The 16,991-nt window shown below is 62.0% G+C and carries 18 protein-coding genes and 3 pseudogenes; 11 read left to right on the forward strand and 10 right to left on the reverse strand.

What is annotated here, in order from left to right:
• Positions 1-2 precede the first annotated feature (2 nt).
• Positions 3-615 (reverse strand): annotated as a pseudogene (locus ACI3KQ_RS07970) (HAD family hydrolase).
• A gap of 3 nt (positions 616-618) precedes the next feature.
• Positions 619-744 carry a type B 50S ribosomal protein L36 gene (gene ykgO, locus ACI3KQ_RS07975; RefSeq protein ID WP_004210176.1) on the reverse strand — a complete coding sequence of 42 codons (126 nt, stop codon included), beginning with the start codon at positions 742-744 and terminating at the stop codon, positions 619-621.
• Positions 745-943: 199 nt separating this feature from the next.
• On the opposite strand from ykgO, the gene ACI3KQ_RS07980 reads away from it, so the two are divergent.
• Together ACI3KQ_RS07980 and ACI3KQ_RS07985 are read left to right on the forward strand one after the other, a co-directional pair.
• Positions 944-1,540: a hypothetical protein gene (locus tag ACI3KQ_RS07980; RefSeq protein WP_404956426.1), complete on the forward strand. Its 597-nt coding sequence runs from the start codon at positions 944-946 to the stop codon at positions 1,538-1,540.
• Positions 1,537-2,667: a M14-type cytosolic carboxypeptidase gene (locus ACI3KQ_RS07985; RefSeq protein WP_404956427.1), complete on the forward strand. Its 1,131-nt coding sequence runs from the start codon at positions 1,537-1,539 to the stop codon at positions 2,665-2,667. The genes ACI3KQ_RS07980 and ACI3KQ_RS07985 overlap by 4 nt, the downstream gene beginning before the upstream one ends.
• A gap of 22 nt (positions 2,668-2,689) precedes the next feature.
• Here the strand turns inward: ACI3KQ_RS07985 and ACI3KQ_RS07990 are convergent, their stop codons facing one another.
• Genes ACI3KQ_RS07990 through ACI3KQ_RS08000 form a run of 3 tightly spaced genes read right to left on the reverse strand, consistent with a single transcriptional unit; the run spans position 2,690 to position 5,747 of the window.
• Complete coding sequence (locus tag ACI3KQ_RS07990) at positions 2,690-3,409, reverse strand: dienelactone hydrolase family protein (RefSeq protein WP_404956429.1); 720 nt, start codon at positions 3,407-3,409, stop codon at positions 2,690-2,692.
• Positions 3,410-3,419: 10 nt separating this feature from the next.
• Entirely contained in the window at positions 3,420-4,415 is a 996-nt protein-coding gene (locus tag ACI3KQ_RS07995; protein ID WP_404956432.1) for a 50S ribosomal protein L11 methyltransferase, read from the reverse strand.
• 39 nt (positions 4,416-4,454) lie between these two features.
• Entirely contained in the window at positions 4,455-5,747 is a 1,293-nt protein-coding gene (locus ACI3KQ_RS08000) for a methyl-accepting chemotaxis protein (RefSeq protein WP_404956543.1), read from the reverse strand.
• Between the two features lie 206 nt (positions 5,748-5,953).
• Between ACI3KQ_RS08000 and sdhC the strand changes: the two genes are divergently transcribed.
• The 6 genes from sdhC to aat all read left to right on the forward strand — a co-directional run bounded on the left by sdhC (position 5,954) and on the right by aat (position 11,099).
• Positions 5,954-6,349, forward strand: coding sequence for a succinate dehydrogenase, cytochrome b556 subunit (gene sdhC / locus ACI3KQ_RS08005; protein WP_404956433.1), 396 nt, complete (start codon positions 5,954-5,956; stop codon positions 6,347-6,349).
• The gene (sdhD, locus tag ACI3KQ_RS08010; protein ID WP_404956434.1) at positions 6,349-6,738 is read left to right on the forward strand and encodes a succinate dehydrogenase, hydrophobic membrane anchor protein; all 390 of its coding nucleotides are present in this window, start codon (positions 6,349-6,351) and stop codon (positions 6,736-6,738) included. The genes sdhC and sdhD overlap by 1 nt, the downstream gene beginning before the upstream one ends.
• The gene (sdhA, locus tag ACI3KQ_RS08015) at positions 6,738-8,552 is read left to right on the forward strand and encodes a succinate dehydrogenase flavoprotein subunit (protein ID WP_404956436.1); all 1,815 of its coding nucleotides are present in this window, start codon (positions 6,738-6,740) and stop codon (positions 8,550-8,552) included. Before sdhD ends, sdhA begins: the two co-directional genes overlap by 1 nt.
• 586 nt (positions 8,553-9,138) lie before the next feature.
• Positions 9,139-9,537 (forward strand): NUDIX domain-containing protein, encoded by a 399-nt coding sequence (locus ACI3KQ_RS08020; RefSeq protein WP_404956437.1) that lies wholly within the window; start codon positions 9,139-9,141, stop codon positions 9,535-9,537.
• Positions 9,538-9,923: 386 nt separating this feature from the next.
• The gene (locus ACI3KQ_RS08025; RefSeq protein ID WP_404956438.1) at positions 9,924-10,271 is read left to right on the forward strand and encodes a cupin domain-containing protein; all 348 of its coding nucleotides are present in this window, start codon (positions 9,924-9,926) and stop codon (positions 10,269-10,271) included.
• A gap of 69 nt (positions 10,272-10,340) precedes the next feature.
• Entirely contained in the window at positions 10,341-11,099 is a 759-nt protein-coding gene (aat, locus tag ACI3KQ_RS08030; RefSeq protein ID WP_404956440.1) for a leucyl/phenylalanyl-tRNA--protein transferase, read from the forward strand.
• 35 nt (positions 11,100-11,134) lie between these two features.
• On the opposite strand, the pseudogene ACI3KQ_RS08035 reads toward aat, so the two are convergent.
• From ACI3KQ_RS08035 to ACI3KQ_RS08050, 4 genes and pseudogenes are all read right to left on the reverse strand, one after another.
• Positions 11,135-11,572, reverse strand: a pseudogene (locus ACI3KQ_RS08035) (DUF2155 domain-containing protein); the annotation flags it as partial.
• The gene (locus ACI3KQ_RS08040; RefSeq protein ID WP_404956442.1) at positions 11,551-11,949 is read right to left on the reverse strand and encodes an NADH:ubiquinone oxidoreductase subunit NDUFA12; all 399 of its coding nucleotides are present in this window, start codon (positions 11,947-11,949) and stop codon (positions 11,551-11,553) included. The gene ACI3KQ_RS08040 and the pseudogene ACI3KQ_RS08035, both read right to left, overlap by 22 nt.
• A gap of 51 nt (positions 11,950-12,000) precedes the next feature.
• Positions 12,001-12,528, reverse strand: coding sequence for a DUF192 domain-containing protein (locus ACI3KQ_RS08045; protein WP_404956545.1), 528 nt, complete (start codon positions 12,526-12,528; stop codon positions 12,001-12,003).
• A 32-nt stretch (positions 12,529-12,560) separates the two neighbouring features.
• Positions 12,561-13,088, reverse strand: coding sequence for a regulatory protein RecX (locus tag ACI3KQ_RS08050; protein WP_404956547.1), 528 nt, complete (start codon positions 13,086-13,088; stop codon positions 12,561-12,563).
• Between the two features lie 144 nt (positions 13,089-13,232).
• On the opposite strand from ACI3KQ_RS08050, the gene ACI3KQ_RS08055 reads away from it, so the two are divergent.
• The 3 genes and pseudogenes from ACI3KQ_RS08055 to ACI3KQ_RS08065 all read left to right on the forward strand — a co-directional run.
• Positions 13,233-14,996 carry a fatty acyl-AMP ligase gene (locus ACI3KQ_RS08055; protein WP_404956443.1) on the forward strand — a complete coding sequence of 588 codons (1,764 nt, stop codon included), beginning with the start codon at positions 13,233-13,235 and terminating at the stop codon, positions 14,994-14,996.
• Positions 14,997-15,256: 260 nt separating this feature from the next.
• Positions 15,257-15,784 carry a GNAT family N-acetyltransferase gene (locus ACI3KQ_RS08060; RefSeq protein WP_404956445.1) on the forward strand — a complete coding sequence of 176 codons (528 nt, stop codon included), beginning with the start codon at positions 15,257-15,259 and terminating at the stop codon, positions 15,782-15,784.
• A gap of 83 nt (positions 15,785-15,867) precedes the next feature.
• A pseudogene (locus ACI3KQ_RS08065) lies at positions 15,868-15,969 on the forward strand (GIY-YIG nuclease family protein); the annotation flags it as partial.
• 194 nt (positions 15,970-16,163) lie between these two features.
• Here ACI3KQ_RS08065 and ACI3KQ_RS08070 read toward each other — a convergent pair.
• Positions 16,164-16,913: a ParA family protein gene (locus ACI3KQ_RS08070; protein ID WP_404956447.1), complete on the reverse strand. Its 750-nt coding sequence runs from the start codon at positions 16,911-16,913 to the stop codon at positions 16,164-16,166.
• Between the last annotated feature and the right edge of the window lie 78 nt (positions 16,914-16,991).

A 16,991-nucleotide genomic window follows, 5' to 3' on the forward strand; every position in this document is an offset into this window, starting at 1 on the left:
GCTTAAATCAGGTTGAGCGCGGCGAGTTCTCTACGCAGCGAAACAGCATCGCGAAACAAGTGGCCGCGCATTCCTTCCGATTGCGCGGCTGCAATATTTTCGGGCCGGTCATCCACAAATAGCGTCTGATCAGCGGGGACGCCGAAGCGGGCGAGGGCCAGTTGATAGATCGCGCGGTCGGGCTTCACCATCTTTTCCGCGCCGGACACGACGATATTGCGGAAGGGCGCAAAGAGCGCTTGCTCTCGCGCATGAAAGGGTTCCCAGAACTCGGCGCTGAAATTGGTAATGGCGAACAGGGGGACGCCGCTCTCGTCCAATTCGCGTAGAATTTCTGGCATGCCAGATATTGCCGGTCCCACGCTGTCGATGAACTTGTCGCCCCAGAGGCGAATCAGATCGGCGCGATCAGGGTGGCGGGCAATCAATTCGGCGCTTGTTTGCGCAAATGGGCGCCCGGCATCATGCTGGAAATGCCATTCGGGGCTGACGACATCTTGCAGAAACGCGTCGAGCGCCTGATCGTCGGGGATCAGGCGCTCGTACAGCACCCTTGGGTTCCAGTGGTACAGGGACATTGCCGACGTCAAAGATGACGGCGGTGATGTCCGCCATGGATCAGCCCTGGCGTGCCTTGAAACGGCGGTTCGTCTTGTTGATGACGTAGGTGCGGCCGCGACGGCGGATCACGCGGTTGTCCCGGTGACGGCCCTTGAGCGACTTGAGCGAGTTGCGGATCTTCATGGAAGCCAGCCTTTGATGATTCTTGCTTGATCGGAAAATTGAAGCGCAGCCCCTATGGCTGAGGAGGTGTAAAGTCAAGGGCGAGCCCCCCTTCTTTTGCCCCGTTCATCCCGTATGCAGCAAAGCCGTGGCTTGAAGCGTTCAACGGAAATACAGTCTGGCATCCTTTATGGGCGGACATCCCGGTTGGAGATCATTCATGGTGAAGCGGATCATCCTGTCAACTATGTCGGCATTGTCGCTGGTCGGTTGCGCAACGGCAGTGCCCCCGGTCGAAGTCACCCGTTTCCATGTCGGCGATCCGGCACGCAGCGGTACGATTTCGGTGGAGGAATTGCCCGGCAACCCTGACGTAGGTCTGGAGTTTCGCACCTATGCCGCTGCGGTCGAACAGGAATTGCAGCGGGCTGGGTTCACCAGCGCGGCAACCGGGAGCGAGAGTGATTATGTGGCGCTGGTCGCGTTCCGTCGCAGTTTTCGACCGACCGGATATGATCAGAGCGGGCGGCCAGTAAGTGTTGGTGTCGGCGGCGCGGTGGGCAGTGGCGGCTATTCAGGGTTGGGCCTGGGCATCGGCATCAACCTGTCGGGGAAGCCCAAGGATCAGGTAGCCACCGAATTGCAGGTGCAAATTCGTCGGCGTTCGGATTCGACCACGATCTGGGAGGGCAGGGCCGTAACAGTGGCAAGGGAAGGGACACCCGCCGCTCAGCCAGGCATCGCCGCGCAAAAGCTCGCCGCGGCGTTGGTCGGGGGCTATCCTGGTGAATCGGGGCGCACTATAACCGTCAGATGACCATTTCCATCACCAGCGGCTTTGACAGCGGCAATATCCGAGTCATCTCAATTTCCGATACGGGCCAGGAGGTCAGGGCAGAGCTGGAGATCGTCAAGGATCTGCACAGCGATTTTTACCAATGGTTTTACTTCCGCGTGTCTGGTGTGGCGGGACGGGATGTAAAACTGGCGATCACCAATTGTAGGGAATCCGCCTATCCCGATGGCTGGCCCGGATATCGCGCCCGCATCAGCGAAGACCGCGAAAGCTGGCGTCTGGCTGAGACCAGCTATGCCGCAGATATTCTGACCGTGCGGCTTTCGACTGAGGTGGATAGCGTTTGGGTCGCCTATTTCGCACCTTATTCGATGGAGCGACATCATGACTTGATCGCGTGGGCAGCGGTCCAGCCCGGCGTTGTCCATCGCACATTGGGACATAGCCTGGACCAACAGCCGATCGACCTGTTGACGTTGGGTGAGGGGCCAAAGCAGGTGTGGCTCTATGCCCGTCAGCACCCTGGTGAGACTATGGCGGAATGGTGGATGGAAGGCGCGCTGGACCGGCTTTGCGATCCAGAGGACGCGGTAGCCCGTCTGCTCCGTCGGCAGGCCACCTTTCACATTGTCCCCAACATGAACCCTGACGGCAGCCGACGGGGACACCTGCGCACGAACGCTGCGGGGGTGAACCTTAACCGCGAATGGCATCAGCCTTCGATGGAAAGGAGCCCGGAGGTCTTCCTCGTCCGCCAAGCGATGGATGAGAGCGGCGTCGATTTTGCAATGGACGTGCATGGGGATGAAGCCATCGCGGCTGTGTTTCTGGCGGGATTCGAAGGCATCCCCTCGATCACCCATCGGCAGCTTTCGCTGTTTCACCGTTACCGCGACACGTTGGCACTGCGGACGCCGGACTTTCAGACGCGTAAAGGTTATCCTGCCGCGCCGGAGGGCAAGGCTAATCTCACCATGTCCACCAATCAGGTTGCCGAGAGGTTCGGCGCTGTGGCGATGACGCTGGAGATGCCCTTCAAGGACAATGACGATCTGCCAGATCCAGATTTTGGTTGGTCTCCCGCCCGATCAATGCAGCTCGCCAAGGATTGCCTGGCGGTGTTGGCCGAGATCATCGGCGAAATTTAAGATCGCGGGACGAGGGTTTCGGTCAGGCGAACAGGTCGGCGAAGAAGTCCCGCATCGCGCGGAAGCTGCGGCGGTCGGCGGATGGGCTGTAGGCTAGGCCGCGATCGGGCATGTTGGCCGCCTGGTCGGTGAAGGCGTGACCAGTGTGGCCATATGCGTGGATCTGCCAGTCGCAACCCGCTTCGGTCAGTTCTTGGGCCAATGCCATGGTGGCTGCGGGCGGCGCCAGCGGATCGTCCCAGCCGTGGCAGACTAGCAGCTTTGCCGTGATCGAAGCGTTCGGCAAGGGCGGAGGATCGTAAATACCGTGGAAGCTGACGCCGCCAGCGATGTCAGCGCCGCTGCGCGCGAGGTCCAGCACGCATTTGCCGCCGAAACAGAATCCGACTGCGGCGGTGCGTTGCTCATCGACTTTGGCCATCTTCTTAAGAAGACCATGGGCGCGATTCACCCGGTCACGCAGCGACGCCCGGTCGCTATTCAGTTCAGCCATATAGAGAGCGGGGTCGGGATCAGCCCGAGTCAGGCGCTTTCCTTGACCATAAAGGTCCGCAACCAGCACGGGATAGCCAAGGGCAGCGATGCTTTCGGCATAGGCGAAGTCCGCTTCCTTAGTCCCCAATGCATTGGGGAACAGAAGGATTCCAGGCGTCGATGCTGGGGTCGTCTTGTCGCTCACGCCCATGTGTTCGAACATGCCGCCGGGACCTTCATCCAATATGATACGGCGCGTGATTGTCATGGGGCGCTCCTTATAGCGTGCCAAAGCCAGGGGCTTCGCCGCGGGCGCTGCGATCGATACGTCGCGGGCGCTTCCAGCCGATGCGAGGACGTTTGCGTAGGCGCAGCGTTGGCCAATCGCCTCGGTCTGTGCGTTCCGCAAGGCGCATGCCCTGCGCGCGATAGGCCGCCAGTACATCGTCGGCCTGTCCGCGCAGCAGTCCCGCCAGCACCAGCGTGCCGCCATCCTCTATCAGCGCACAAAGCGAAGGGGCGAGTTCGATCAGCGGCCCGGCAAGGATGTTGGCGATCAACAGATCATAGGGCGCGCGCTGCTCGATGGCCGGATGATCCACGCCTGCTGCTGTATAGAGCGCGACCTGGCCGATACCGGGGCCGACAGGCACGCGGTTGGTAATCGCATTTTCGCCGCTGATGCTTACGGCTACAGAGTCGATGTCGGATGCGGTCGCGTAGGCGCGGGGCCATAGATGGAGGGCGGCAAAGGCGAGCAACCCCGTTCCGGTGCCGATGTCCGCAACGTTCCCGAACCGCATGCCTATCCGCCGCATCCGGTCCAGCATGATCAGGCAGCCTGCCGTCGTTTCATGCTGCCCGGTGCCAAAGGCGCGCCCCGCCTCAATCAGGAAATTGACATGTCCCACCTCTTCGGGGTCCGTTGTCCGGTTACGGACATGGAAGCGTCCCGCAGTGACTGGCTCAAGCCCCTGTTGGCTGAGCGTCACCCAATCTTCATCCGGTAACTTTTCAATCTGTGGCGCTGTTCCCGCGGCGCTTGGCACCAGGCCGTGCAGCAGTTGAACCACCGCCGATTCGGGTTCACCTTCGAAATAGGCGTCCAGCCGCCAGGCATCGTCATCCGACCCGGCTTCGCTGGTCATCAGCACCGGTGGCTGGTCCATGGCGACGAAGGCGGCGATGTCGCCATCCAGCGCCTCAGCCTCCGCACGGGTGCAGGGCAGGGTGACTTTCCAGCTTTGCGCGGGGCAGGTGGCGACATCGTTCATGCCGCCGCCTTTAGCCCAGTGGCGTCTACAGGAAAAGCGTCAGGCGACCTGACGCCCGAACTCCGATGATTCGTGGCGCAAACTGGCCAGCTTACCTTCCACGCTCATGAAGCCGCGTTCCAACTGATCGATTTCCGAAGCAACAACCTCCGTATCCTGCCGGATCGCGGAGATGGTCGTCGACATCGAATCGGCTGCCAGGGCAGTTTCATCGACTGCGGCTGTGATCATGGTAACGGTTTGAGCCTGGGCGTCCATCGCGTGACGGATGCGCTCGGCGCATGCCTGCACTTCTCCCACCGTATCCCTGATACGTTCATTGGTTTCAACCGACTGGCGCGTGGAAGCCTGTATGTCGGCGATTTTTCCGGCGATTTCGTCAGTGGCGCGCGCCGTCTGGTTGGCAAGGCTCTTCACCTCCTGCGCAACCACCGCAAATCCGCGTCCGGCATCGCCTGCTCGCGCGGCCTCGATCGTCGCGTTGAGGGCGAGCAGATTGGTCTGTCCGGCGATGTCGCGGATCAACCCCAGGATCGATTCAATCGATTTGGCATGTTCCGACAGCGTTGCGGACATGGTGACGGCATCGCCTGATTGGCGTGCGGCACGCTGAGCGACTCCGGCGGCGCCTTCGACTTCGCTGCGCGCGTCTTCGATTGCGCGGATGAGGCCGGCGGATGTGCGCGCGGCTTCGCGCATGGCGAGGGCGGACTGTTCAGCGGCTGCGGCGACTTCGGACGCCTTGCCCAACATGCCACGCGTGGCGGCGGACGCATCCTTGGCCTGTTCGCGCAGCGATTCGCCCAGTTGAGACGCGCCGTCGATTTCGCCCATGATCCGCTGTTCGAACAACATGCCGAAACGCTGGCGCTCGTTGCGCTGTTCTTCCGCTTCGTCCAGCGAAACGACGTGCGCCATGAGGCTGGCGTCAATCATGCTCACCTGAAGCATGATCTTCGTGAGCCGGTGCCGGGTGGCATCATCTGGCGCACGGTCCCAGATCAGATCGGTCAGCTTTTCATTGGACGCCGCAACGGGTTGAAGAACCGCGCGGAATGCGGCGCCATGTTTGCGGGCGTGCCGGACGCAGGCGGTCGATGAAAGTGCCCAGTCGCCGACATCGAAATGACTGAGTTTTTGCCGAAGATATTCATGTGCTTCGGTTTCGATTTTCGCCAGGGTGGACGCGTTCAGCTTTGTTCGCAGTCCTGTGTGATCCATGTATGATTCATAGAATATTCGAGCGGCGGCAGTTGCGGCGTCGCCGATCAGGTCGCGAATTTCGCGGAGGCCCATTACCAGTTCGCCGTGGGGGTCGGCCGCCCGGAGCATCTCGGCCATGTCCGTCCTGGATGTAGCAGCGGAAATCATGTGCGTTTCAATCCCCAGTCTCTTGATTACACCGATCTTCTAAATCGATCTGGTTAATCAGTTCTTAGCCCTGCGCTTTTTCCCTCCTGGACGGGGCGGCTTGCCCTCCTGTCCGTTCGCTCCTAAGGGGACGGGACTCAGGGACAAGCTTCAGGGACGGAGTAATCATGGCGCGAAACAGGAGCCGGCCGCTCTCGCCGCATTTGACGATCTGGAAATGGGGGCCGCACATGGCGATCTCCATCCTGCACCGCGTGACAGGCAACGGTCTTGCAACCGCGGGCGTCATGGGCGTCATCTGGTGGTTGATGGCCGCCGCGACCGGGCCGGAAGCCTATGCGGATTTCATCGAATGCGCGACGTCGCCGATCGGCTATCTGGTAATGATCGGCATCAGCTGGTTCTTTTTCCAGCATATGATGTCGGGGATCCGCCACTGGGTGCTCGACATGGGCGCGGGCTATGAGCTCAATACCAACAAGACCTGGTCGCTGGTGATCCCGGTCCTGTCCACGCTGGCCACCATCGCGCTGTGGGCCACCATCTTCGCGGGGAAAATCTGATGGGCAACGGAACCGGAATCGGCCGTGTTCGCGGGCTTGGGTCGGCGCGCCATGGTGCGGGCCACTGGCTGACGCACCGCTACACCTCGGTCAGCAACCTGTTGCTGGTGCTGTGGCTGATCTTCAGCCTGGCGACCCTGCCGGGCCTGGATTATGAAAGCGTCCGCAGCTGGATCGCCAATCCGTTGGTCGCGGTGCCCCTGATGCTGATGCTGATCAGCGTTTTCTGGCACCTGCGCCTTGGCATGCAAGTGATGCTGGAGGATTATGTCCACGACAAGGGGCTGAACTTCTTTGCCATCCTGATCCTCAATTTCTACACCATCGCCGGCGCGGCCGCCGGTATTTTCGCCATCGCGAAGATCGCATTCGAGGGGGCTGCTTCCTGATGACCGAAGCCTACAAGATCATCGATCATACCTATGACACGGTCGTCGTGGGTGCGGGCGGTTCGGGCCTGCGCGCGACCATGGGCAGCGCCGAAGCGGGCCTGAAGACCGCGTGCATCACCAAGCTGTTCCCGACCCGGTCGCACACGGTCGCGGCGCAGGGCGGCATCGCCGCATCGCTGGGCAATAATTCGCCCGACCACTGGACCTGGCACATGTACGACACCGTCAAGGGGTCCGACTGGCTGGGCGACCAGGACGCCATCGAATATATGGTGCGCGAAGCACCCGCCGCCGTGATCGAGCTGGAACATGCCGGCGTGCCGTTCAGCCGGAACGAGAATGGGACGATCTATCAGCGTCCGTTCGGCGGCCACATGCAGAATATGGGCGCCGGGCCGCCGGTGCAGCGCACCTGCGCCGCCGCCGACCGTACCGGCCATGCCATGCTGCACGCTCTGTATCAGCAGAGCCTGAAATATGACGCGGACTTCTACATCGAATATTTCGCCATCGACCTGATCATGGAAGATGGCCCGAACGGCAAGGAATGCCGCGGCGTCATCGCCATCTGCATGGAGGATGGTTCAATCCATCGCTTCCGCAGCAAGGCGGTCGTGCTGGCGACCGGTGGTTATGGCCGCGCCTATTTCTCCGCCACGTCGGCGCATAGCTGCACCGGCGACGGCGGCGGCATGGTGCTGCGCGCGGGCCTGCCGTTGCAGGATCTGGAGTTCGTTCAGTTCCACCCGACCGGCATTTATGGCGCGGGCGTGCTGATCACCGAAGGCGCGCGCGGCGAGGGTGGTTACCTGACCAATTCCGAAGGCGAGCGCTTCATGGAACGCTATGCCCCGTCGGCGAAGGACCTGGCGTCGCGCGACGTCGTGTCCCGCTCAATGGCGATGGAAATGCGCGAAGGGCGCGGCGTTGGTCCGAACAAGGATCACATCTTCCTGCACCTCGACCATATCGATCCCAAGGTGCTGGCCGAGCGTCTGCCCGGTATCACCGAAAGCGGCAAGATTTTCGCGGGCGTCGACCTGACCCGCCAGCCGCTGCCGGTGACGCCGACCGTCCATTATAATATGGGCGGCATCCCCTGTAACTATCATGGGCAGGTGGTGACGAAGGTCGGCGACGATCCAGAAGTCGTGGTGCCGGGCCTTTATGCGGTCGGCGAAGCGGCTTGCGTTTCCGTCCATGGCGCGAACCGCCTTGGTTCCAATTCGCTGATCGACCTTGTCGTGTTCGGTCGCGCTACCGGCCTGCACCTTAAGGAAACGATCAAGCCCAACGGTTCGCACCGTCCGCTGCCGAGCGATGCGGCCGATCTGGCGCTGTCGCGCCTCGACCATTATCGCAATGCCAAGGGCGGATCGCCGACGGCGAAGATCCGCCTGGAAATGCAGCACACCATGCAGAAGCATGCCGCCGTGTTCCGCGACAGCGCGCTGCTGGCCGAGGGCGTGACCAAGATGGCGCAGGTCAATGCGAGCATGCAGGATGTCGGCGTGTCGGATCGCTCGCTGATCTGGAACACCGACCTGATCGAGACGCTGGAGCTGGACAATTTGATGTCCCAGGCGGTCTGCACCATGGTCAGCGCGGAAAACCGCAAGGAAAGCCGCGGCGCGCATGCGCATGAGGATTTCCCCAATCGCGATGACGATAATTGGATGAAGCACACCATCAGCTGGTTCGACGGCTGGGGCGGAAAGGGCGGCAATGTCACCCTGAATTCCCGCCCGGTGCATGATTATACGCTCACCGACGAGGCGGAATATATCAAGCCCAAGGCGCGCGTTTACTAAGACGCGCTTTTTGGATGAGGTTGGAAGAGGGCGGGCTGTGAGGTCCGCCCTTTTTCGTGAACTGTGGATTTCCGCCATTTTTGCCCGAAGTTCGTGCGCGTGCGCGAGGAGTGATGTGCCGGCCGTTTCAAAGAGGGTTCCAGGACGGGGGGGGAATGAAATAGGACAGGCTGGAATGAGGGGATATTGGAGAAATGGGATGTTTTGGGGGAGAGGTGTGGCCGATGATTCAGGGTCGGTGGCGCGGCGTTCGCTATCGGCGCGTTTAAAGAATTGGAGCCGTAGACTCCGCCGCTCTTGCGTCGGCAAGGTGAGGCCAAATGGAAGCTGCTCGGCAGCAGACGACCTTTGCTGCCGTTAGGCACGCCGTGCTCCTGCGAAGGCAGGAGCCCAGTTCAGACGTTTCAATGATCCACTCCGGGCGGGACTGGGCTCCTGCCTTCGCAGGAGCACGTTTCACCCAAAGCGAACATCAATGTCCGCTCTCGACCAGTTGTAGACGTTTAGCCTCAGAACACCGGGGTCCACTAGCGGACATTGCAATGCGAGACTTGGCCGCTAGCATGACGTCAGGGGGAAAGGGGCCATGCGCACAATCCGAATCGCAGCTGCTCTAATTGACGATGATGCTGGGCGATTGCTCCTTGTTCGAAAAGCGGGAACCCAGTGGTTTATGCAGGCTGGAGGAAAGATCGAAGAGGGCGAAAGCCCATTATGTGCGCTGCGCCGCGAGCTAAACGAAGAGATTGGTCTTTCGCTAGCCGAAGAAGGCATTCGTCACCTTGGTCGGTTCTCGGCACCAGCTGCCAATGAACCCGGCTATATTGTCGAGGCCGAAGTCTTTCACGTGCGAGTCAACCACGTGCCCAAAACACGGTCGGAAATCGAAGAAGCGGTGTGGGTCGATTGTGTCGAGGCAGCGAATATGCAACTGGCGCCCCTCACTCGCCATAAGATTTTGCCCTTATATCAAATGCTTAGATAGGGCGCTTTTGCAGGCCGCCCTAGCCGACCTTCGGTGGCTCACCCTTACCGGGAACAGGAGATGGGGGATGCCAACGACAGAAACGGAGGGGCAGCAGACGACCTTTGCTGCCGTTAGGCACGCCGTGCTCCTGCGAAGGCAGGAGCCCAGCTCAGATGTTGTAATGATCCACTCCGGGCGGGACTGGGCTCCTGCCTTCGCAGGGGCACGTTTCATCCAGCGCGAACATCAATGTCTGCTCTCCACCCATGATCGTTTCCCGCGCAGGGGGGGAACCCATCTCCCGACTTCGCGCCCGGCCCTTAGCTGGAGAGATGGATCCCCGCCTGCTCGGTTGGCGATGGCTTTCCTTCCAGCTTCGCCTTTGCCATTGTCGCAGGATGGCATTGCCCTTCCATCCTGATGGCGCCAACGCTTCCATTGCCGATCTGATGCGGCTTTCGCCTGGTGAGGGGCAGGATGAGCGGTTTGAGGACGTTCTGCGTCGGCCGGGCGTGCGGATCGAGCGGATCGTGTCGCATGGGAATGTGACCCCGCCGCATGCGCCCTATGTTCAGGGGTGGGACGAGTGGGTGCTGGTGCTTCAGGGCGCGGCGGAGTTGCGGCTGGAGGGGTTGGGGGAACGGAAACTGGCAGCCGGTGAGGCGCTTCTGATCCCGGCGGGCGTGGCGCATTGGGTGACCTACACGGCGGATCCGACGATCTGGCTCGCTGTCCATATCGGGGAGCCTTAGCATTGTTCCGGCGCCTTCGACCTAAAGGGGGTCTGGCGTGGCGCTTCGTCTCGGGATAAGTCTGGGTCGATGATGATTGATCCGCTGGTGCTGTTGCAGGCCTATGCCATCGGTGTGTTTCCCATGTCGGATGACCGGGAAGCGCAGGAGGTCTACTGGATCGAGCCGAAACGGCGGGCGATCCTGCCGCTGGATGGCTTTCACATCTCTCATTCGCTGGCCAAGACGATCCGGCAGGACCGGTTTCGGGTTACGGCCAATCGTGATTTTGCGGGCGTCGTCAGGCTGTGCGCGCAGGCGGCTGAGGATCGCCCGTCGACCTGGATCAATCGGGAGATTGAGAGCGCCTATCGCCACCTGCACGAGATCGGCTTTGCCCACAGTGTCGAAGTGTGGGACGGCGCGGAGCTGGTCGGGGGGCTGTATGGCGTGGCGCTGGGCCGGGCCTTTTTCGGCGAAAGCATGGTGTCGCGCAGGACGGATGCGTCAAAGGTGGCGCTGGCGTGGTTGACGGCGCGGATGCGCTTTGCGGGTTTCACCCTGCTCGACTGCCAGTTCATGACGGATCATCTGCGGTCGCTGGGCGCGGTCGAGATCAGCCAGCGCGATTATCTTGCGTTATTGGAAGCTGCGGTGGATGACGTGCCGCTGGCTTCGGGGCGGGCGGTGCTGGCGGGCGGTTCGGGGTCCTGCGCGGAACTCGCGTTTGCGGCGCTGTCGGGCGCGGGGGCGCGGGTGGATGATGTTTCCCCCTTGCCACCCAGCTTTACCGTGTCGGGACCCGCTTCGGGCCAGGACATCGTGCAGCTTCTGACCCAGACGTCATAGATAGGGTGTTGCACGACATTGCGGTCGGGCCGTTCGCGGAACAGCCAGCCGGAAAAGTCGCGCCGCCATTTGCCGTCGGCGCTGCTGCGCACGTCCAGTTGCACGAATGCGCCGGTTTCCTGCAGATTTTCCCAGGGTGCGCTGGTTTCGCAGGCCTGTAGCCGCACGATCGCGTCGCCGACCCGCAATGCTTCGCCCGGCTTCATCGTCAGGTCGCGGGTCAGGCCGTTGCGTTTGTTGAGCAGGCCGATCACCGCGACACGCTCCCCCATGGGGGTGCCGGGCAGGGCCGACCCCTTGTCGGTGCGGATGGGGGTGCGGTCGATGCGCACGGGGCCGGTCTGATTGGCGGCGGGAATGTCCTGGTCACCGCAGCCCGCGAGCAGCAGCGTGCCGCCCAGCAATGCGATGCAGGGCAGGATCGGCAGGAACGCCCCCGACCGGCGGCGGATCATGACGCGTCGGGGCTCCATGCCTCATAATCGCCGGTGGCCTTTTGCCGCTGTCCACCCTTTTCCAAGGCGCCGGACGGGCGATAGGCATGGGGCGTGCCGGTCGCGTTGGGCGTGGAATCCCTTTCCCAGATGCGCGGGGGCGGCAGGCAGCTTTCGGGCGTGCCGTCGATCGTGTGGTGCAGCCAGCCATGCCATTCGGCGGGCACGCGGCTGGCGTCGTTATTGCCGTTATAGATCACCCAGCGGCGCGTCAGGCCATTGGGGTCCGTGCCGCCTTCATAATAGATATTGCCCTGATGATCCTCCCCCACTTTCGTGCCCTTGCGGGACGTGTAGAGAGCGGTGCCGATGGTCGCGCCATTCCACCAGGTGAAGATCTTGGCCAGGATTCCCATGGGCCATGCGCTTAGCGCCACGGGCAGGGCATTGGCAAGGCGGATATGAAGTCAGCGGGCGGTTGGCGGGCAGAAATCGAGTTCCGCGAGCGCTTTGCCTGCCGGATCGGCGCAGCGGCCCCAGGCGACCCGGTCGCCCTGCGCTATCCCAAGCTCCGCAGCCCGCCCGCCGCGCAGTTCCAAAACGGCGGCAACGGGCACCCCGGCGGATACGGGATCGCGCGAATAAGGCGTGGTGTTGGCGGCAATGAAGGCGATCGTCCCGTCGGTGCGGATGAACAGCATGTCGAGGGGGATCAGCGTGTTCTTCATCCAGAAACTGGCGGTGCGCGGCGGGTCCATGGGAAAGAGCATGCCGCCATCGGGGTCGAGCGACTTGCGGAACATAAGGCCCTGCGCCTGCTGCTGTTGGGTGAGCGCGGCTTCGACGGTGAAGCGGTGCGTGCCCTTTGCCGTGCTGATCGTCAGCGGGAGGAGGGTGGCCTGCTGCGTCGTCTGGGCAGTGGCCTTTTCCGCCTTGGGCGCCGTGGGAGAACAGGCCGCGAGCAGGGCGACGAAGAGGAAGGGGATGGTCCGCATATAGTGGCTACTCTGTTGGTGAGTGGGAGCGATCATGGCTCCGAAGGATCGGGAGGTTCGCCGGGCGGAGCGTCGGTCCAGCGGCGGGCCGTGTCGTAGCTGTGGCCGGCACGGATGAAAGCGGCAATCGCCTTTTCGCGCTGTTGGGGGTCAAGCTGCGCCTGGGCATAGGGGCCGATGCGTTTGCGGCGGGCGAAACGGTCGGCGGCGGACCAGCTGTCGTTACGGGTCTGGGCGTCGGCTTCTTCGCGGTCGGATTCGGCAATGCCGTCGGCGCGCAGGGTTTGGGCGACACGCCGCGCGCCGTAACCCCGGCGGGACAGGGCCGCGCTTTTCATGGTGGCATAGCTGCTGTCATCGACATAACGCAGTTCGCACATTCGTTCGACCAGCCGGGCAGGATCGGGCGGGGCGGCCCCTTGCCAGCCGCGTTCCTGCAGCTTGCGATTGATATAGGCGAGCAGCTTTGCCCGGCTGGTGGCGAAGCGCCCGACATAGCGGATCGCCATGTCACGCAGGCTGTCTTCATCCAGCGCGGGGCGGGGGCGTTTGCCAGTCATCGGACGATCATGCGTCAAGCGCCATCTTTATGCCACAGTCGGGCCGGAATTTGACCGCGCCTTATGCTGTAGAAGTCCATGCTGGAATGCAACTATCCGGTGCATTGCGATGTCAAAGATGATAGCGCGCGCCCGGATGACAAAATGAAGACATTGGGTGACGCCAATATGACGGGTTCGCAAAGCATGATGGCACCTACGCCGACGAATGACGCCCTACCACGGCGCTTCTCCGATTTCGAGACGCTGGCCGAGGCGCTGGACTATGCTGCGCGCGGTTCGCGTGGTTTGAATTTCCACGACGCGCGCGGCAATTTGGCGCGGCCTTATCCTTTTTCTGAACTGCGCGAGGATGCGATCGCCTGCGCCCATCGGCTGATCGCCCATGGTGTGAAGCCGCAGGACCGCGTGGCGCTGGTCGCGGAAACGGGCGCTGACTTCGCGCAGCTGTTTTTCGGCATCGTCTATGCAGGCGGCTGGCCGGTGCCGTTGCCGTTGCCGACCAGCTTTGGCGGCAAGGAAAGCTATATCGACCAGCTGAACGTCCAGCTGGACAGCTGCGACCCGATGCTGTTCCTCTTCCCCAAGGAACTGGAAGAGATGGCGGGCGAGTCCGGGCGGCAGAAGCATGTCGAGAGTATCGCGTTCGAGGATTTCATCGCCCGCGAAGTCGCGTCATGCGATCTGCCGCAGGCGAAGGGCGATGAGGTCGCCTATCTGCAATATTCCAGCGGATCGACCCGTTTCCCCCATGGCGTGGCGGTGACGCACCATGCGCTGCTGAGCAACCTGGCCGCGCACAGCCACGGCATGGAGTTGCAGGACAGCGACCGCTGCATCAGCTGGCTGCCATGGTATCACGACATGGGTCTGGTCGGCTGTTTCCTGTCGGTCGTCGCCAATCAGGTGTCGACCGATTATATGAAGACCGAGGATTTCGCCCGCCGCCCGCTGGCGTGGCTGGACCTGATCAGCCGCAATGAAGGCACGTCGATCAGCTATTCGCCGACGTTCGGCTATGACATTTGCGCGCGACGCATGTCCAGCCAGACCAAGGCGCAGGACCGTTTCGACCTGTCGCGCTGGCGGCTGGCTGGCAACGGCGCGGACATGATCCGCCCCGATGTGATGCAGAGCTTTGTCGACGCCTTCGCCGACGCAGGATTTTCGCCCAAGGCGTTCCTGCCAAGCTATGGCCTGGCCGAAGCGACACTGGCGGTCACCATCATGCCGCCGGGCGAGGGCATCATCGTCGAACTGGTCGAGGAAACCGACCTTTCGGGCGGCGACGCGACCGAGGGGCGCCCGCATCGATTCCGTTCCATCGTCAATTGCGGCAAGCCTGCGCGCGACATGGTCGTCGAGATCCGCGACGAAGATGGCGCGCCGCTGGGCGAACGGCAGATCGGCAAGGTGTGGACCACCGGCCCGTCGCTGATGCTGGGTTATTTCCGCGATCAGGAGGCGACCGACGCCTGCCTGGTCGATGGCTGGCTGGACACGGGCGACATGGGCTATCTGAGCGATGGCTATCTGTACATCGTCGGCCGCGCCAAGGACATGATCATCATCAACGGCAAGAATCACTGGCCGCAGGATATTGAATGGGCGGTGGAGCAGTTGCCCGGATTCAAGCAGGGCGACATTGCCGCCTTTGCGATCACCACGCCGGGCGGTGAGGAAGCGCCCGCCGTGCTGGTCCATTGCCGCACGTCCGACAATGACGAACGCACGCGGTTGCGCGACCAGATCCGTGAGCGGGTCCGGGCGATTACGGGAATGAACTGCGTCGTCGAACTGGTGCCGCCGCGCACTTTGCCACGGACCAGTTCGGGCAAGCTCAGCCGGTCGAAGGCGCGCAACCTGTATCTGACGGGTGAAATCCGGCCTTACGACATCGCGGCTTGAGGGGGGGCGGTCCGGGGGGTTCGGTGCGCTGCGGGCTTGCTAGCGGGCAGGCCTGATGCGCTTATCTTGTGGCGCAACCTTACCGTCAGGGGCGGGTGGATAGCGGACATTGATGTTCGCGCAGGAGCACGGCGTGCCCAACGACCGGCGTTGGTCCTATGCCGTCGGGCAGCTTTTTCGCCGAGCTTCCGCTTGGTGGTGCAAATAAGCGCGCTGGATAGTATAGCAGAGTAAGGCCGTCCCTTGGAGAAGGTGCATGTATGGACATTCGTGATGCTACTCCGGCTGACGCCAGTGCGATTGCCGCCATTTACAACGATGCCGTCGTCAACACGACCGCGATTTGGAACGACACTCAGATCGATACTGCCAATCGGCGTTCCTGGCTCGCTGATCGCGAGCAACAGGGGTATCCTGTGCTAGCGGCGGTGAACGGTGCCGGAGTAGTAGTCGGCTACGCTTCATTCGGCGACTGGCGGGCGTGGGATGGGTATCGCCATACCGTTGAACACTCCGTCTATGTGTGCGCTGATCAGCGTGGGAATGGGATCGGGAAGATGCTCATGGTGGAATTGATCGCCCGCGCCAGAACTGTCGGTAAGCACGTCATGGTCGCTGGCATTGAGGCACGAAATATCGACTCTCTTCGCCTGCATGAAAAGCTAGGTTTCGAAAGCGCCGGCCTGCTTCGCCAAGTCGGCATGAAGTTCGGTGAGTGGCTCGATTTGGCTTTCTTGCAATTAATTCTTGATGAGCGCGCGAGACCCGGCACATCCTCCACCGGATAATGGCGCAGTAACTGTCCGCCTGTCGAACGTCGGCAATGGTGGTGATCAGGTGCTGGTAGGCGCGCTGCAAATGACTAGGTTGTGCTCGCGAAAAGGCGCTCGGGGCGTGGAAGCGCGAATGGAAGATCCGGCTCATTGAGGACAATAATCCTGAATGGCGGGATTTCTCAAATCTCATCCTGTAACTGCCTAAGACCCCAGCCTTCGCTGGGGTGACGATGTGGATGGGCTCCGGCATTCAGTCAGTTTTGCCGTCTGGAGGCTGCTTCAGAGTGAAGGGTTGTCGTGCTCCTGCGCAGGCAGGAGCCTAGCCGCGCTCTATGAGCTGGGCTCCTGCCTGCGCAGGAGCATGTGGGCGTCTGTGGCGGCTTGGGGTCTGTCAGGCTTTGGACAATTGCCGCTCTATCGTGGTCCACAGGTTCGCGAAGCTTTGTGCCGGGGGTGATGAGGCTGCGAAGGCGCCGAGGGGTTTTCTTTTTACCGTCATTTGTTCGACCATGCTGGCCATGGGGATGGCGGGCCAGGCGGGCTGATCCTCCAAGGCTTTGCGGTGGAGGGCGCGGCGGCGGTCGACCATGGAATAGACGGGCATGATCGGCGCGTGCGATCCGCCACGCTGGACGAGGTAGCGGGCGACTTCGCCCATGGCGCGCTGGGACAGCGGAGAGGGGATGACCGGGATGACGACCATGTCGGAGGCGCGCAGCACCTGCTCGCTGGTTTCGGTGAGGCCGGGCGGGCAGTCGAGGATGATGCGGTCATAATCCCGACCCAGGCTTTCGATCAGCTTGGCGAGCCGTTTCTTCTTGTCCAGTTCGCGGAAAAGATGGTCCAGGCTGCGCAGTGACGTGTCGGCCGCGATCAGGTCCAGCCCTGGCACGGTGGACGGCTGGATCAGCTTTCGGACCTCTACATCCTTGCTGAAGATCGCCTGCGCGGCGTCACGGCTTTGCCGGTCGGTGGAAATGAGCCAACTGGACGCCGCCTGCGGATCAAGGTCCCACAGCAGCGTGCGCCGCCGCGAGATGGTTGCCGATGCCCAGGCGAGATTGATCGCGAAGGTGGTTTTGCCCACTCCGCCTTTCAGGCTGTAGACCGCGATGGTCGCCAATACCGGTTCCTTTGCCATGGGGGAAAGCTACGGCTTTGACCCGTCAAAGCAAGCGGACAATCATGGCAATGTTACGTGGGTGTGACGGTGGGGCGG

Origin of the sequence: Sphingobium sp. ZW T5_29 (genome assembly GCF_044987515.1) — a bacterium.
Classification (GTDB): Bacteria; Pseudomonadota; Alphaproteobacteria; order Sphingomonadales; family Sphingomonadaceae; genus Sphingobium.

Coding starts and splice junctions, on each gene's coding strand:
- ykgO (WP_004210176.1), bottom strand. CDS start 744: ATGAAGATCCGCAACTCGCTCAAGTCGCTCAAGGGCCGTCACCGGGAC.
- ACI3KQ_RS07980 (WP_404956426.1), top strand. CDS start 944: ATGGTGAAGCGGATCATCCTGTCAACTATGTCGGCATTGTCGCTGGTC.
- ACI3KQ_RS07985 (WP_404956427.1), top strand. CDS start 1,537: ATGACCATTTCCATCACCAGCGGCTTTGACAGCGGCAATATCCGAGTC.
- ACI3KQ_RS07990 (WP_404956429.1), bottom strand. CDS start 3,409: ATGACAATCACGCGCCGTATCATATTGGATGAAGGTCCCGGCGGCATG.
- ACI3KQ_RS07995 (WP_404956432.1), bottom strand. CDS start 4,415: ATGAACGATGTCGCCACCTGCCCCGCGCAAAGCTGGAAAGTCACCCTG.
- ACI3KQ_RS08000 (WP_404956543.1), bottom strand. CDS start 5,747: ATGCTCCGGGCGGCCGACCCCCACGGCGAACTGGTAATGGGCCTCCGC.
- sdhC (WP_404956433.1), top strand. CDS start 5,954: ATGGCGCGAAACAGGAGCCGGCCGCTCTCGCCGCATTTGACGATCTGG.
- sdhD (WP_404956434.1), top strand. CDS start 6,349: ATGGGCAACGGAACCGGAATCGGCCGTGTTCGCGGGCTTGGGTCGGCG.
- sdhA (WP_404956436.1), top strand. CDS start 6,738: ATGACCGAAGCCTACAAGATCATCGATCATACCTATGACACGGTCGTC.
- ACI3KQ_RS08020 (WP_404956437.1), top strand. CDS start 9,139: ATGCGCACAATCCGAATCGCAGCTGCTCTAATTGACGATGATGCTGGG.
- aat (WP_404956440.1), top strand. CDS start 10,341: ATGATGATTGATCCGCTGGTGCTGTTGCAGGCCTATGCCATCGGTGTG.
- ACI3KQ_RS08040 (WP_404956442.1), bottom strand. CDS start 11,949: ATGGGAATCCTGGCCAAGATCTTCACCTGGTGGAATGGCGCGACCATC.
- ACI3KQ_RS08045 (WP_404956545.1), bottom strand. CDS start 12,528: ATGCGGACCATCCCCTTCCTCTTCGTCGCCCTGCTCGCGGCCTGTTCT.
- ACI3KQ_RS08050 (WP_404956547.1), bottom strand. CDS start 13,088: ATGACTGGCAAACGCCCCCGCCCCGCGCTGGATGAAGACAGCCTGCGT.
- ACI3KQ_RS08055 (WP_404956443.1), top strand. CDS start 13,233: ATGAAGACATTGGGTGACGCCAATATGACGGGTTCGCAAAGCATGATG.
- ACI3KQ_RS08060 (WP_404956445.1), top strand. CDS start 15,257: ATGGACATTCGTGATGCTACTCCGGCTGACGCCAGTGCGATTGCCGCC.
- ACI3KQ_RS08070 (WP_404956447.1), bottom strand. CDS start 16,913: ATGGCAAAGGAACCGGTATTGGCGACCATCGCGGTCTACAGCCTGAAA.